Origin of the sequence: Marichromatium purpuratum 984 (assembly GCF_000224005.2) — a bacterium.
GTDB classification, from domain to species: Bacteria; Pseudomonadota; Gammaproteobacteria; order Chromatiales; family Chromatiaceae; genus Marichromatium; species Marichromatium purpuratum.
The window spans coordinates 195501-210725 of record NZ_CP007031.1; the positions used below are offsets into that span (position 1 = coordinate 195501).

The 15225-nt window shown below is 65.3% G+C and carries 11 protein-coding genes and 2 pseudogenes; 5 read left to right on the forward strand and 8 right to left on the reverse strand.

Going from position 1 to position 15225, the window contains the following annotated elements:
• The first annotated feature begins 31 nt into the window (after positions 1 to 31).
• The 3 genes from MARPU_RS00890 to MARPU_RS00900 all read left to right on the forward strand — a co-directional run bounded on the left by MARPU_RS00890 (position 32) and on the right by MARPU_RS00900 (position 2991).
• A complete protein-coding gene (locus MARPU_RS00890) occupies positions 32 to 544 on the forward strand; it encodes an LPS-assembly lipoprotein LptE (RefSeq protein WP_005221910.1) in 513 nt (170 codons plus the stop codon).
• 127 nt (positions 545 to 671) lie between these two features.
• A complete protein-coding gene (gene holA / locus MARPU_RS00895) occupies positions 672 to 1685 on the forward strand; it encodes a DNA polymerase III subunit delta (RefSeq protein WP_005221908.1) in 1014 nt (337 codons plus the stop codon).
• A 31-nt stretch (positions 1686 to 1716) separates the two neighbouring features.
• Complete coding sequence (locus MARPU_RS00900; RefSeq protein WP_005221906.1) at positions 1717 to 2991, forward strand: glutamate-5-semialdehyde dehydrogenase; 1275 nt, start codon at positions 1717 to 1719, stop codon at positions 2989 to 2991.
• Positions 2992 to 3093: 102 nt separating this feature from the next.
• Here the strand turns inward: MARPU_RS00900 and MARPU_RS00905 are convergent, their stop codons facing one another.
• On the reverse strand, positions 3094 to 4551 hold the full coding sequence (locus MARPU_RS00905; RefSeq protein WP_005221903.1) for a hypothetical protein: 1458 nt from the start codon (positions 4549 to 4551) through the stop codon (positions 3094 to 3096).
• A gap of 358 nt (positions 4552 to 4909) precedes the next feature.
• Between MARPU_RS00905 and nadD the strand changes: the two genes are divergently transcribed.
• Both nadD and rsfS read left to right on the forward strand, forming a co-directional pair.
• Complete coding sequence (gene nadD / locus MARPU_RS00910; RefSeq protein ID WP_005221900.1) at positions 4910 to 5566, forward strand: nicotinate-nucleotide adenylyltransferase; 657 nt, start codon at positions 4910 to 4912, stop codon at positions 5564 to 5566.
• A 189-nt stretch (positions 5567 to 5755) separates the two neighbouring features.
• On the forward strand, positions 5756 to 6112 hold the full coding sequence (gene rsfS, locus MARPU_RS00915; protein WP_005221898.1) for a ribosome silencing factor: 357 nt from the start codon (positions 5756 to 5758) through the stop codon (positions 6110 to 6112).
• A 67-nt stretch (positions 6113 to 6179) separates the two neighbouring features.
• On the opposite strand, the gene MARPU_RS00920 is transcribed toward rsfS, so the two are convergent.
• The 7 genes and pseudogenes from MARPU_RS00920 to MARPU_RS00950 form a co-directional block, all read right to left on the reverse strand.
• Positions 6180 to 6593, reverse strand: a complete 414-nt coding sequence (locus MARPU_RS00920) for a BLUF domain-containing protein (RefSeq protein WP_005221896.1) — start codon at positions 6591 to 6593, stop codon at positions 6180 to 6182.
• 540 nt (positions 6594 to 7133) lie between these two features.
• On the reverse strand, positions 7134 to 8225 hold the full coding sequence (locus MARPU_RS00925; protein WP_005221894.1) for an alginate O-acetyltransferase AlgX-related protein: 1092 nt from the start codon (positions 8223 to 8225) through the stop codon (positions 7134 to 7136).
• 5 nt (positions 8226 to 8230) lie between these two features.
• The gene (locus tag MARPU_RS00930; RefSeq protein ID WP_005221893.1) at positions 8231 to 9724 is read right to left on the reverse strand and encodes an MBOAT family O-acyltransferase; all 1494 of its coding nucleotides are present in this window, start codon (positions 9722 to 9724) and stop codon (positions 8231 to 8233) included.
• A 261-nt stretch (positions 9725 to 9985) separates the two neighbouring features.
• Positions 9986 to 10479, reverse strand: a pseudogene (locus MARPU_RS16890) (IS1 family transposase).
• 66 nt (positions 10480 to 10545) lie between these two features.
• Positions 10546 to 11719: pseudogene (locus MARPU_RS00935) on the reverse strand (IS3 family transposase).
• 317 nt (positions 11720 to 12036) lie between these two features.
• The gene (locus MARPU_RS00945; RefSeq protein ID WP_005221877.1) at positions 12037 to 13365 is read right to left on the reverse strand and encodes an HlyD family type I secretion periplasmic adaptor subunit; all 1329 of its coding nucleotides are present in this window, start codon (positions 13363 to 13365) and stop codon (positions 12037 to 12039) included.
• Positions 13366 to 13444: 79 nt separating this feature from the next.
• Complete coding sequence (locus tag MARPU_RS00950; protein ID WP_005221875.1) at positions 13445 to 15172, reverse strand: type I secretion system permease/ATPase; 1728 nt, start codon at positions 15170 to 15172, stop codon at positions 13445 to 13447.
• Between the last annotated feature and the right edge of the window lie 53 nt (positions 15173 to 15225).

Sequence of the window (15225 nt, forward strand, 5' to 3'; positions counted from 1 at the left end):
CGCGAGACGCGAGAGACGGAGTGAGCAACGAATGAGCCGATCGATGCCCGGTGGCCGGGGTCCGTGGATGGTGCTGCTGACGGCGGTGCTGCTGGCGCTCGCCGGCTGTGGCTTCCAGCTGCGCGGCAGCGTCGAGATCCCGCCGACGCTCAACCCGCTCTATATCCAGGCCGATGCCGGCTCGCCGGTGCGGCGCGCCCTGCTCGATCTGCTCGCGGGCAGCGACGTCGAGGTGACCCGCAACGCCACCGAGGCGCGGATGGTGTTGCGCATCCTCGCCGAGACCAGCTCCTCGCGGGTCGCCGCGGTCGATATCAACGGCAAGACCCTGGCCTACGAGCTGCACTACATGGTGCAGTTCGACGCCCTCGGCGAGGCTGGGGTGCAGCTGGTCGCGCCGCAGGGTCTGGATCTGGTGCGCACCTTCGACAACCCCGACGTCGAAGTCCTCGGCAAGCGGCTCGAGCAGGACTTGATCTTCGAGGACTTCGCCACCGAGGCCGCCGATCGTATCCTCACCCGGTTGCGCGTGGCGCTGCGCTGAGCGCCGCTGGCGCGGCGGCATCACCCGGCCCGCCGGTCGCGTCGGTGCCGACCTTGCGTGCTCCCCGGCGCGCGCCCTGCCTTGACGCCGGCGCGCGCTGCTCCCTTGTTCGGACCCCTGGTACATCATGCGTCTGCGTTTCAATCAACTCCAGGCCCAGCTCGCGCGCGGACTCGCGCCGGTCTATCTGCTCTGCGGCGAGGAGCCCTTCCAGCTCGACGAGGCCGCGCGGCTGATCCGTGCCGCGGCGCGCAAGGCCGGGTTCGCCGAGCGCGAGGTGCTCGACCAGGACGGCGGCTTCGACTGGAACGCGCTCGGCGCGGCGGCCGATGCGCTGTCGCTGTTCTCCACCCGCAAGCTCATCGAGCTGCGCCTGGGTGGGGCGCGCATCGGCAAGGAAGGCGGCGCGGCGGTGCGTGAGTACTGCGCCCGGCCCTGTGCCGACAACCTGTTGCTGATCCTCGCCCCCGGGCTCGAGCGCAAGGAGCTGAAGGCGCGCTGGGTCGGCGCGGTCGAGGAATGCGGCGCGGTGCTGCAGGTGTGGCCGCTGAAGGGGCGCGAGCTGGAGCAGTGGGTCGAGCAACGGCTGCGCGGGGTCGGCTTCGCGCCCGCCGACGGGGTCGCCGCGCTGCTCGCCGAGCGCGCCGAGGGCAACCTGCTGGCCGCCTCCCAGGAGATCGAGAAGCTGCGCCTGCTCGGCGAGCCGGGCCCGCTCGGGCTCGACGACCTGCTCGGCACCCTTGCCGACAGCGCCCGTTTCGATCTCTTCGCCCTCACCGACGCCGCGCTCGTCGGCGATCGCGCCCGGGTGCAGCGGATCATCGCGGTGCTGCGCGCCGAGGGCAGCGCCGAGAGCCTGGTACTCTGGGTGCTCGCGCGCGAGCTGCGAATGCTCGCCGAGGCCGCCGAGGCCGTCGCCCGGCAACAGTCCCCGGCGAAGGTGCTGGCCGCCCACCGGGTGCCCAGGCCACGGATGCCGGTGGTCGAGCGCGCGTTGCGTGGACGCTCGTCGGGTCAGCTCCACGGTCTGTTGCGGCGCTGCGCCGAGGCCGATCTGGCGATCAAGGGGCTTGCTCCGGGCGATCCCTGGCAGCGCCTGGCCGCGATCGCCGACGATCTCGCTCGGGGCGACGCGCACTGAACGCCTTTTCCATCCATCGAAGGTCATCGACATGAGCGAATCCAGCATCCACGACATCGACGCCTACATGAGTGATCTCGGCGTGCGCGCCCGCGCCGCCGCCCGCGCCCTGGCGCGTGCCACCACCGCCGAGAAGAACCGCGCCCTGCTCGCCATCGCCACGCGGCTCGATGCCGCGCGCGACCAGCTCGCCGCGGCCAACGGTCGCGACCTCGAGGCCGGCGCCGCCAAGGGGCTCGATGCCGCGCTGCTCGATCGGCTCGAACTGACCCCGGCGCGGATCGACGCGATGATCGAGGGGCTGCGCCAGATCGCCGCGCTGCCCGATCCGATCGGTGCCATCACCGATCTCGACTATCGTCCCTCCGGCATCCAGGTCGGGCGCATGCGGGTGCCGCTCGGCGTCGTCGGCATCATCTACGAGTCGCGTCCCAACGTCACCGCCGACGCCGCCGCGCTCTGTCTCAAGTCGGGCAATGCCACGGTGTTGCGCGGCGGCTCCGAGGCCTTCGCCTCCAACCAGGCGATCGCCGGCTGCATCCACGCCGGGCTGGAGGAGGTCGGGCTGCCGGCCGACGCGGTGCAGGTGATCGCCACCACCGACCGCGCCGCGGTCGGGGCGATGATCACCATGCCCGAGTCGATCGACGTCATCATCCCGCGCGGTGGCCGCGGGCTGATCGAGCGCATCAGCCGCGAGGCGCGGGTGCCGGTGATCAAACACCTCGACGGCATCTGTCACGTCTACATCGACGCCCACGCCGATCTCGACAAGGCCTTCGCCATCGCGCTCAACGCCAAGACCCAGCGCTACGGCACCTGCAACACCATGGAGACCCTGCTGGTCGACACCGCCGTCGCCGGGCAGATCCTGCCGCGCCTGGGCGCGGCCTTCGCCGAGCGCGGGGTGGAGCTGCGCGGCTGCGCGCGCACCCGCGAGCAGCTGCCCGCGGCGCTGCCCGCCAGCGAGGCCGACTGGGATACCGAATATCTGGCGCCGATCCTCTCGATCCGGGTGGTCGACGGTCTCGACGCGGCGATGGACCACATCGCCCGGCACAGCTCGGCGCACACCGAGTCGATCGTCACCGAGGACTATGGTCGCGCGCGTCGCTTCCTCCGCGAGGTCGACTCCAGCTCGGTGATGGTCAACGCCTCGACGCGCTTTGCCGACGGCTTCGAGTACGGGCTCGGTGCCGAGATCGGCATCAGCACCGACAAGTTCCACGCCCGTGGCCCGGTCGGGCTGGAGGGGCTGACCTCGCTCAAGTTCGTGGTGCTTGGCGACGGTCAGGTGCGCGGCTGAACGGCGTGACCCGGTCGCGCGGCGCGACCGGGCGATCGATCGGCTGAGCGGACACGACGCGGCCGCCCCGGTGGACCGGGGCGGCCGCGTGTCGTCAGGGCCTCAGTTGTAGGGGTTGGCCCGGTTGATGAAGTCCTGATAGGCCTCGGTGTCGTAGGTATGGGGCGGCAGCTGGGTGGCGAACCAGGTGAAGTTGTAGGGGCTGGTGTAGGCCCCTTCGGGGGTCTCGACCACGCCGCCGAAGACCGAGCAGCCGCAGAGCGCGGTGGTCTTGTAGTAGGAGCCGGAGGCGCCGTCCAGGACGCACCCGGTCTCGATGCCGGGGACACACTCGTCGACCGTCTCGTTGCGACAGGTCAGGCCAGCGCTGCAGCTTGCGCTGTCGACCGGGACGTAGCAGCTGTTGCCGTTGCTCGGGTCGCATGGACCACAAGTATCGCCATGTCCTCCCGGCATATTGTCGGAGACGAAGTTGTAGTTTTCACAAGGTGCGGTGAACAGTCGTTTGTGACTGACCCGGACGAAGTAATAGCCCGGCTGGTCGAGCCCGAGCAGGAAGGTCTCGGGGTCGACGGCATCGCCGTCCGAGTCGGTGTTCTTGGTGTTGAACGACAGCAACGGGACCACCGAGGTCCGCGGGACGCCGTTCACGATCTGGGTGGCGGTGGCCATGTTATAGACCTCCATCTGCCAGTCGCCGAGACCGCAGCCCTCGCGCTCGCAGAAGGTCACCGAGATCAGCTCGTTGCCCTGGCTGTAATAGACGAACCAGTCCTCCTCCCCCTGGCCCCAGGTGTAGGTGGCGTCCGGGTCTTCCCCATCGCTCGGTGGGACGGTGTCGTTGAAGCTCAGGTTGACCACGCCGTACATGGTGACGCTGGTCGCCAGCGGATCGGAGATGTTCGGGAAGTCGTTGGGCTCGGTCTCGACGTCGTGGAAGCCGACGACGTAGTTGGGGGTGCCGAGGCCCGAGTCCTGCAGCGAGACGGCGAGCTGGTAGGCGCTGTAGACCTTGGCGCTGTCGTAGGGTTGCACCACCACGTAGTAGCTGCCGACCAGCCCGAGGGTGGCGCGGTAGACGATGGTGTCTCCGGCGACGCCGCCGGAGCCGACCACCCCGGTGTCGAACTCGGCGAAGACGTTGCCGGCGGCGTCGCGGATGGTCACCTTCCAGCCCGAGGGGTCGGGTGAGCCGGGGGTGGAGAAGTTGACGATGATGTTCTGGTTGGGGCTGGTGGTCTGGGTGTAGTACCAGTCCTGGTCCTGCGGGCCGTAGCTTTGGCCCCAGAAATTGGCGTTGAGCAGCAGCGGGTCGGCGCTCACCAGGTTGTCGTTGGGCTCGGTCTCACCGAAGCTCGGCGCGGGCAGGCAGGAGGAGAGGCTGATGCCGCAACTGCCAGGGTCCGAGTAGCAGGACGAGACGCCGGCCTCGAAGCCGCTGCCGTAGGCCTCGTCGCTTGCCGTGCCGCAGTTGTCCGGATAGCCGCCGAGCGAGTCGGCGACGACGTGCAACGGTGCCAGCAGGCCGAGTGCCAGCAGGGAGGAGTGGATGGCTTTCATGACATATGGTCTTCCTGGTGACGCGGGTCGGGGATGCAGCGGGCCGCCGGCCGTCGACATCCGGGTGGGCTCGATCCTCGATGGAGTGTAGCCGAACGACCCTCGGCGGCAAAAGTCGTGCCCTGGCGTGTGCGCTCGGCAGGGTCGAAGATGGCGACAAAGGCCGCGCTTTCTGCTAGCGTTCGATCCATGTATCGATCACCCACCGATCTGGACAGGAGACCTTGCAACAGGCCCGTTTCGCCGCTCGCCATCGTCCGTCAGTGACCGCCCCGGTCCATGCGCGCGCCCCGCTCGGGGTCGGTCGCGTCCGCCCCCGAGTCATCGTCGTCGCCCTGGCGTCAGGACCGCGGCAGCGATGATCGGCATCTTCGGTGGTACCTTCGATCCGGTCCACTTCGGCCATCTTCGACCCGCACTGGAGTGTCTGCAGGGACTGGATCTGGAGCAGCTGCGCTTCATCCCGCTCAAGGTTCCGGTGCATCGACCCCAGCCCTGTGCCTCACCGGCCGCCCGCTTGGCGATGCTGGAGGCGGCCATTGCCGACGAGCCGAGGTTCATGGTCGATGCGCGCGAGCTCGAGCGTCCCGGACGCTCCTATTCCTACGACACCCTGGCCTCGCTGCGCGCCGAGCTCGGCGCGCAGCGGCCGTTGTGTCTGCTGGTCGGCGCCGATGCCTTCGCCGCCTTCCTGCGCTGGCACCGGCCACAGGAGATCCTGGAGCTGGCGCATCTGGTGGTGATGCGTCGTCCCGGTCACCGGGCGCTGGTCGATCCCGAGCTGGAGGCGCTGTACGCGCGTCGCGGCAGCGACACGCGCGCCGAACTCGCGCGCGCGCCGGGTGGGCGCATCCTCTTCCAGGAGGTCACCCAGATCGATATCTCGGCGACCCGCATCCGGCGGTTGCTCGCCACCGGGCAGAGCCCGCGCTACCTGCTGCCCGAGCCGGTGCGCGCCTATATCGCGCGCACCGGCGTCTATGACGGTTGCGGCATGGGCGAGCTGCCCGCCTGAGTCAGTCTTTTTCCGCGGGATGGGGCGTTCCCCGTCCGACAAGGCCGTGCCAGGGATGGCGCGGCGCCGGCGATCACGCTTGCAACGTCGTCGACCGGCCAGGGCCAGGAGGGCAGGCGTCGCGATGATCGCGACCTGTCGTGACCGGTGCACAGGCACCCCAAACACTCTCAAAGCAGAGGAGATCGCATGCAGCTCGAGCAACTTCGGGAACTGGTCGTGGAGACCCTGAACGACATGAAGGCCAATGACATCGAGGTCATCGACGTGCGCGGCAAGACCGCCGTCACCGACTTCATGATCATCGCCTCCGGCACCTCGGATCGTCACGTCAAGGCGATCGCCGAGACCGTTGCCTTCCGCGCCAAGGACGCCGGCGAGGCGCCGCTCGGCACCGAGGGCGTGGCCGAGGGCGAGTGGGCCCTGGTCGACCTCAACGGCATCGTGCTCCACGTCATGCTGCCAAAGGTCCGCGACTTCTACAGCCTCGAGCGGCTGTGGTCGGCCCCCGCCGTGGTTCCCCAGACCGCCGCCCAGCACTCCTGAGCGGGCGCGGTCGTGTGCGTTCCCCGTCTCCCCGCCCGTGCCCGACGCATGGGCGGGGGCTGAGGCCTCAGCCGCGCAGCTGTTCGAGGAACTTGCGCATCAGCACCACCAGCTCGTCGGCCTCGGCGCGCCTCTCCCACATCGCCAGCAGCTGCTTGCGCCTGGCCTCCATCACCTCCGGTGGGTTGGACAGATAGCCCATCGACCACCCCTGGAACATCCGCTGCTTGATCGGGGCGACGCCGATCAGCAAGCTGTCGTAGTGACGACGATCGTCGAGGATACGGCCATAGAGCCGGAACACCGCCTCCTGCGGTCCTTCCAGCACCTGGATGAAGTGGCCGCCACCGGCGCAGAGGATGCCGGAGATCCTCTGCTCCTTGTTGTGCCGATTCGACTGTTCGAGGATCTGTTTGAGCTCGGCCTCGCCGACCCCCTGGCTGGTACGGCTGACATAGAGGATGCGTGAGAGATGCTCCATCGTGCCTGTCCTTGCGGGCTAGGTGCCCTGCGATCTGTGCGGATGACCATCATGGGCGATGCCCATGGTTATGGCATGGGTTGGGGCGAGGCGGGGTGCTGCCAAGCGGGCTGGCGGAGCGATGGGAGACGTCGTAGCGGCCCCCGGGCGCGGCGATCGATGGCCGCGCCTGGGGTCTCCGGGGTGGCGGATGATTATTCCTCGCGCATCGAACGCGCCAGGGCATCATTGAGCGGGCGCAGCCGGTCGGCGAGCGCACCGCCGCGAGATCCTCCTCGACCTCGGCCTGATCACGTTCGAGCGCGAGCAAGGCGCAGAGTTCGCTGTGCACCGATTGCTGTGGCTGCGTCAACTGTGCGACGAGGCCTATGTCGAGATCAGGCTCGACGACCTCGGCGACTGAGATGCGGTGATAGCGATTGGGCCACGGGGCCAACTTTGCCATCGCCTCGTGGCCCCAGTACCGACGCCTTGCTGGGTTGCCAAACGGCGACCCAGCCGACGAAGTCATGGATTGAAGATCGGTGGGGGCAGTCCAACTCATCTGAACGGATGATCGGCAAAGTAGGCGAAAAATGTCGTGACATCTCTTTCCACGCCCGTGATGAAGATGTAGTCGGGCCGGAATGCCTCAACCAGCGCATCCAGCTTGGCGGGCGTCATGGCGGAATAATGAACCTGCAAAACCTCACGAAAGGATCGCGCGACATAGGGTGAGAGCGCTGTCCCGAAGGAATCCCTCAGCCATATCACCTTCAAATCGTTTTCGGCATCACTGGAAACGACCAGCAACGGTTCGAGCTGGAAGAACACGGGAGGATTCCCTGCCGCCGACTTGACCGCCTTGGTTTGAAAATCGATTTGCTTGGCATCGATCTGCTTTTCCGGTTCGACCTGAAGCACGGGGGAAAAGTCTTCAAGCACATCACTCATTCTTAAAAAGAGTGAAAGATCCCCACCGGGAATGGTCTTTTGATCGCTTACGGAACCCGTCAAGGCATATTTGATCTCAGAGTGCCTGGACGACACATCGGTCATGAAAAAGTCGTAAGCCAGCCAAGCCCCGTGGTTGTTCCAGTGGGTGTCTGTCTTGTAGTAAAGAAGACGATCTTCCTGACGGGATCTTTCTGCGATGAATCCGCGAAGATCGATACAGGCATCGCTCGACATCGAGCCGACAAAGACATCGGCCAGCGTCACCGGGGCCGGACGCATCCACTCAGGCAAGTAATCGCGATAGATGGTCGACTTGTCGGGCGCGAGCATCAGCACGACATCCTTCACTCCCGTCGCCAACAGGTGAGTCCGCCACAACTCCAGGGTAGCGCCAGAGACCCTTGCACGTTCGGTGTGCTCTGACTCGGCTCCAACCCTTTTTTTCGTGATTGCCTCTGAGTACTTGTCGCCCAGAAAGAGCCAGCCATCCTTGCCGATGACGACCTGGGAAGGGAACAGGCTGATCCCAAAGCGACTCATCATCGCACTCAGGTCAGGCAGTATGGGATCTAGACGATAGAGTAACTTGCTCTTGATCTCCTGATCGGAACGCAGCAGATAAACCACGTTGGTCACGGGAAGAATCGCCAATAGCAATGCCGCCAACGACAAGAAAACGATGACTTTTTTCTTCATCTTGATCAGAAATTGAAGTACAGGAAGACGTTGCTGACGCTGTTCACCATCACCATGACGGCAATGGAGAAAAACAACGATGCCAACGAGATCCGGGTCATGGTTAAGCGTTCTCGGGCAAGTTGGATCGTATTGCGCTGGAAGATCAGCGCCAACGCCAGAACGCTGGCGAAGAGTGGGATGGCATTGGTCAGCAATATCAGCTGAGTACCGCTCAGGGCATCTGGGATGGTTCCGAGCCAGGCTAACTGTGCGGTGGTGAAGTGCTCATAACCGACCCCACCGAAACCGTTCAGACCGAACATGCCGGAGATGACATTGGTCGCTGTCGCTAGGTCCGGCGCCCTGAAGAATATCCAGGCAAGATTGACGAAGTTGAAGGTCACCAGCCACGCAGCCAGAGCCGGTAAGGACAGCCCCAGCCGTTTCCAAAAGCGGTGGATGATCAGCGCCATCCCGTGGAGCGCCCCCCACAACACAAACATCCAGCTCGCACCATGCCACAGCCCCGCGAGCAGGAAGGTCATCAACAGGTTGATGTAAGTCCGCGTCTTGCCCTTGCGGTTGCCACCGAGCGGGATGTAGATATAGTCCTTGAGGAAACGACCGAGGGTGATGTGCCAGCGTCTCCAGAAATCCTGAATATCAAGGGATTTGTAAGGCGAGTTGAAATTGATCGGCAGGCGAATATTGAAGAGCAGGGCAGCACCGATGGCCATATCGGTATAACCACTGAAGTCGAAATAGAGCTGAAAGGTGTAGCTCAGACTGGTGGTCCAGGCCTCGACAAAGACCAGCGGTACCGCAGAAGAGAACCCGGCATCGGCCCAGACCGCGAAAGAATCGGCGATCACGACCTTCTTGAACAACCCGAGCGAAAAGATGAAAAGTCCCAGGGCAATGTTCTTGTGGTTTATCACCAGCAGACGCGTCGATGCGAACTGCGGCATCATCTCCTTGTGGTGAACGATCGGTCCGGCGATCAACTGCGGGAAGAAGGTCACGAACAGCGCATAGTTGATGAAGCGATATTCCTGCGTCTCGCCACGGAAGCTGTCGACGAGATAAGCGATCTGCTGGAAGGTGAAGAAGCTGATCGCCAGCGGCAGCGCGATCCCGAGCAGATCGAGATCGGCACCGAGATGATTGAGGTTGGAGATAAAGAAATCCGCGTACTTGAAGTATCCCAGTACCGAGAGGTTGAAAGCGACGCCGATACCGAGAATGACCTGCTTCCTGCGGGCAGCCGAGAAAGGCCGAAGCAACACGAAATCGTTTCTCTTTCCTGGCTTGAGCGCGCCTCCCAGGAAATAGTTGACCGCCATCGAAGCGAGGATCAACGGCAAGTAGATGGGATTCCAGTAGGAGTAAAAGAAAAGACTGCAGAAGACTAGCCAGAACCGTCCTGCTGCCACCCAGCGCCTACTGTTGAGTGCGAAATAGACGAAGAAGGCGATCGGCAGAAAGACAAAAATGAACGCAGATGAATTGAAAAGCATCTCGGCAAATACATGGATGTTGTTTTTATCTGTTGGTGGGAATCCGGGCAGGTGTCATGGCATCGTCCGGCGCAACGAGAACACGGATTTCGAAGCGGCACAATGCCACCGGTGGTCACCACTGGCGGACAAGGTCACATCCCGATGCCAGCAATCGGCCCCAGACCTTGATCGCGCACCCTCGGCGAGGAGGAAAAAACGGTAGTGCCCTGACCGATAGGATTTTGAATCGTTCGGCATGTTCGGCTCACCCATAATAAATCACACGCACATCGTGGCGTTGTAATGATGAATGAAGTTCCAGAGTGCACCTAGATGGTTTTCCTGGTTCTTCGAGAACGCGAGCGACTTTCTCACCAGGCGGGAGATACGCTGCTGGAGTGTACCGTTGAACCGTTCGATGTGCTTGGTTTCCCCTTGGGACTTCGCACTGGGGTAATGTCGGTGTGCTGGGATGATCCGCGCATAGGCGCTCCAGAAATCTGTGTAGACGGGAGCGAAAGTCTGATATTGCGCTGGGATGGAATCCCACAGAAGCCGGGCATTGGAGACCTTCACCGCACGGGCAATTCCGGCCAGGGAGATTTTTCCAGTAGCAACCGATCGATCAGTTCGCGGGTTTCCTGAGAAACCGGTTCCTTGGCAGGATGGAGAACGAACTGACAACCGCAATCTTGACACTTGTACAACTGCTTGTTCAGCCGGTTGAATCCATTTTTGGTCACATGGTTGGAGTGACACCGCGGACATGTCAGATACATCTTCTTCATCCTTAAAGCAAGTGAAGTTGCCCTGTTTTTTCGTCCCCCAAGGGGTTGTTCTCATGCGACCGTCTGGTCGCGGCGCTGTCTCGCCTCCCACTGTTGCATGAACTCGACGGGTGAGCGATAGCCGAGTGTCGAGTGCAGTCGCTTGCGGTTGTAGAAGACCTCGATGTACTCGAAGGCCGTGGCGCGCATCGCCTCGCGGGTCGGGAAGCGCTCGCCGAAGACGCGCTCGTGCTTGAAGCTGTTGAACCAGCTCTCGGTCGGGGCATTGTCCCAGCAGTTGCCGCGCCGGCTCATCGAGCAACGCATGGCGTAGCGACGCAGGCGTTGCTCGAAGGCGTGGCTGGCGTACTGGCTGCCCCGGTCGGAGTGGTGCAGCAGCCCTGGTGGCGGCCGGCGCCGGGCATGGGCCATGTCGAGGGCGCTGATGACCAGCTCGGCGTCCATGCGGGCGCGCATCGACCAGCCGACGACCTCGCGGTTGAACAGGTCGAGGACGACGGCCAGATAGAGCCAGCCCTCGTCGGTCCAGAGGTAGGTGATATCGGCGCTCCATACCTGATTCGGGGCGCTGGGCCGGAAGTCCCGGGCGAGCAGATTCTCGGCGACGGGGAGGCGGTGGCTCGAGTCGGTCGTGACGCGATAGCGACGCCGATGACGCCCGCGTAGGCCGTGCGCACGCATCAGCCGCTCCACACGCGCCTTGCTCGCGCTCAGGCCGCGGGCGCGCAGCGCTCGCACCATCCGCGGACTGCCATAGGCGCCACCGGTCTCGGCGTGAATGGCCTGCAGCAGCAACGTCAGCTGCGCATCATTCAGCCCCTGGCGCTGGCCGCCGCGCTGCCAGGCCCCATAACCGCTGGCACTGACGCCCAGCAGCGCACACAGCCGACGCAGGCCGTGCGCGCCGCGATGCGCATCGATCCAGGCGGACTTCACAGCGCATCCTTCGCGAAGTACGCCGTCGCTTTTCGCAGGATCGTGTTCTCCTCGCGAAGCTCGGCAACCTCGGCGCGCAGCCGCGATAGCTCCATCCCCTCGGGCGTCACCGCCTGGCCCGCGCTCGCCACCAGCTTCCCCGCCTCGCTGCGCCGCACCCAGTTGCGTACCGTCTGCTCCACTAGGCCCATCTCGCGCGCCATCGGGCGATACTGCGCCCCGACTGCACTCGCTTGACCGCCTGCTCCTTGAACTCCTGCGTGTACACCCGCTTCGGGATCTTCTGCATCGTGCTCTCCAAGCGTTGATCGTCAATCCTTGGGGGACGAAATTCGGGGGGAACCTCGCAAGAGATTCTGATCTTATCGAAACGTATCGGTCAGGGCACTATCGAAAAAACGACTGCCACGCCAGTCGGCACGGCCATACAGCGATCGCGAGCAGCCCCGAGTCGAGCGCACCGTGATGATGGCCTTCACAAGAGGATGGCGATACTCAAAAGGCAGGAACAGCGGCCTGAGCGGGCCTTATCCTGTCGCGGGCACGAGGATGCTCGAGACGGGATCGACCACCGGCGCCGCGGCCCGCGGTCGGTTCCCCTGCGGGTCACTCCTCGCGCATCGAACGCGCCAGGGCATCCTTGAGCGGGCGCAGCAGATAGTCGAGGAAGGTGCGCTCGCCGGTGACGATCATCGCCTCGGCGGGCATGCCCGGCAGCAGCTTGAGGTCGCCGAGACGCTGGCTCTGGTCCTCGGGGATCTCGATGCGGGCGAGGAAGTAGGGATGGCCGTTCTGCTCGTCGATCAGGCGGTCCCCCGAGACCGTGACCACCTGCCCGGTGAGGGTCGGGGTGGTGCGGAAGTTGAAGGCGGTGAAGCGCACCTGTGCCTCCAGCCCCGGGAACACCTTGTCGATGTCCTGCGGCGTGACCTGGGCGTCGATCACCAGCAGGTCATTGTCGGGGACGATGTCCATCACCCGCTCGCCGGGCGAGATCACCGCGCCGAGGGTGTGCACCTGCAGCCCCACCACCTTGCCCGAGACCGGCGCGCGGATCTGGGTGCGGCGCACCCGGTCGGCGAGCGCACGGTGGCGCTGCTGGGCGTCGAACAGGCGCTCCTGCGCCGAGCTCAGCTCGGTGACCACGTCGCGCAGGAACTCGCGCCACGCCTGGTCGATCTGCAGCTGGGTCTCGTCGATCTGCAGCGTGGCGCTGGCGCGCTGCGAGCGCACCGCGGCGAGATCGCCCTCGACCTCGGCCTGATCGCGCTCGAGCGCGAGCATCCGCACCTTGTCGCCCATGCCGTCCTTGTAGAGTGCGCGCAGCCCCTTGAGCTCGTCCTCGTAGAGCGCCATGCGCTTCTCGAACTTGCGTTCCTGCTCGGAGAACCCGTTGACCTGCTCGCGCAGCTGCTCGATGCGCTGCTCCATCACCCCGACGCGGCCTTCGAGGTCGTCGCGGCGGGCGATGAAGACCTGATGCTGGGTCTCCATGAACTCCTGCAGCCGGGAGTCGTGCTCGGCCTGCTCGATCAGCTCTTCGGGGAAGGCGATCGCCTCGTTGCGATCGCGCTCGGCCTGCAGTCGCGCCTCGAGCGCGAGCAGGGCGCCGAGCTCGCTGCGTACCGCTTCGAGCTGGGAGGAGAACTGGGTGTCGTCGAGCCGCACCAGCAGGTCGCCGGCCTCGACCAGATCGCCCTCGGTGATCAGCAGTTCGCTGACGATGCCGCCCTCGAGGTGCTGCACCGCCTGACGGTAGGACTCCACCGTCACCACGCCCGGCGCCACCGCGGCGCTGTCGAGCATCGCCATCGCCGACCAGCTCCCGAAGCCGCCGAACATCACGAGGATGACACTGATACCGAACCAGCGTATGCGCTGATCCTGGATGCTGGCCTGCGGGGCCTGGGTGGTCGAATCGGATGCTTGCGACACGTCGGGTCACCTGTCAGTGGGAGGGTGGGGTAGAGCGGGGTATGGCGCGGGCCGCTGCCCGCGCCGGTCGTTTCTCGGGTCAGGCGCTGGCGCTGGAGGCCGCGTCCAGCGACGCGGGCTGGACCGAGCGAGGCTTGAGCACGCGTGAGAGCACCTCCTGGCGCGGACCGTAGGCCTCGATGCGGCCGTCCTTGATCACCAGCACCTTGTCGACCGCCTTGAGCACGCTCGGGCGATGCGAGATCAGCACCACGGTGGCGTGGGTGGCGCGCAGGTTGTCGATCGCCTCGAGCAGCGCCGCCTCGCCGCGGTCGTCGAGGTTGGAGTTGGGCTCGTCGAGGATCACCAGCTTGGGGTTCTTGTAGAGCGCGCGGGCGAGCCCGATGCGCTGGCGCTGACCGCCGGAGAGCATCACGCCGCCGCCGCCGAGCCGGGTGTCGTAGCCGTTGGGCAGCTGGCCGATCAGCTCGTGCACCCCGGCGCGCTGCGCCGCGGCCACCACCTCGGCGTCCTCGATCTCGCCGAAGCGGGCGATGTTCTCGGCCACGGTGCCGTCGAACAGCTCGACGTCCTGCGGCAGATAGCCGATGTGCGGGCCGAGCTCGTCACGGTTGTAGAGCGCCAGATCGGCGCCGTCGAGCCGCACCGCGCCCGAGGCCAGGGGCCAGATGCCGAGCATCACCCGCGCCAGGGTCGACTTGCCCGCCGCCGAGGGGCCGATCATGCCGACCACGTCGCCGGCGGCGATCTCCAGCGAGATCCCGCGCAGCACCGGCTTGCGCGCGCCGGGGGGCGCGGCCACCACGCCCTCGAGCTGGAGCGCGCCGGTCGGTGCCGGCAGGCTGATGTGACGGCTGCCCGGCGGGATCTCGGTGAGCAGCTTCTGCAGCCGGCCATAGCTGGCGCGGGCGTTCACGAAGCCCTTCCAGGAGCCGATCATCTGGTCGACCGGGGCCAGCGCGCGGCCCATCATGATCGAGGCGGCGATCATCACGCCGGGGGTGATCGACTGCTGGATCGCCAGCCAGGCGCCGGCGCCGAGGATCAGCGACTGCAGGAACATGCGGAAGGACTTGCTGGTGGCCATCAGCAGCGCCGCCTCCTCGCTCGCGCGCGCCTGCCAGCCGATGGTCTCGGCGTGGTGGTCGTGCCAGCGCTGCTGGATCTGCGGACGCATCCCCAGCGCCTCGATCACCTCGACGTTGCGCAGCTTGGCGTTGAGCACGTGCTGCTCGCGGATCGCCTGGTTGGAGGCGGCCATCAGCGGCTTGCGGGTGCGGAACTCGTTGAGGAAGGCCAGCGCGATGAGGATCAGCGCGCCGCCGAGCGCGATCACCCCGAGCAGCGGGTGGAACATGAAGATGACCACCATGTAGACCGGGATCCAGGGCGCGTCGAAGAAGCCGAACAGCCCGTTGCCGGTCATGAACTGGCGAAAGCCGCCGAGATCGCTGATCGGCTGCGCGCTGCCCTGGCCGGGCTGACGCGCGGCGACATCCATGGTGGCGTCGAACACCCGCTGGCTGAGCACCCCGTCGAGTCGGGCGCCGACGCGGATCAGCACCAGCGAGCGCACCCATTCGAGCAGCCCCATGGTGAGCATCAGGAAGGCGACCAGCACGGTCAGCGCCATCAGCGTCGAGACGCTCGACGAGGCCAGCACCCGGTCGTAGATCTGCAGCATGTACAGCGGCGGGACCAGCATCAGCAAGTTGATGAACAGGCTGAAGAAACCGGCACCGTAGAAGGAGCTGCGGCAGATCGCCATTGCTTCCTTGAGGGTCTTCGCGGGCTGCAGTTCGGCCATGGGGATTCCTCGATTGATCAACGGGCAATTTTAGCACAGGGCGTGCCTCGTCC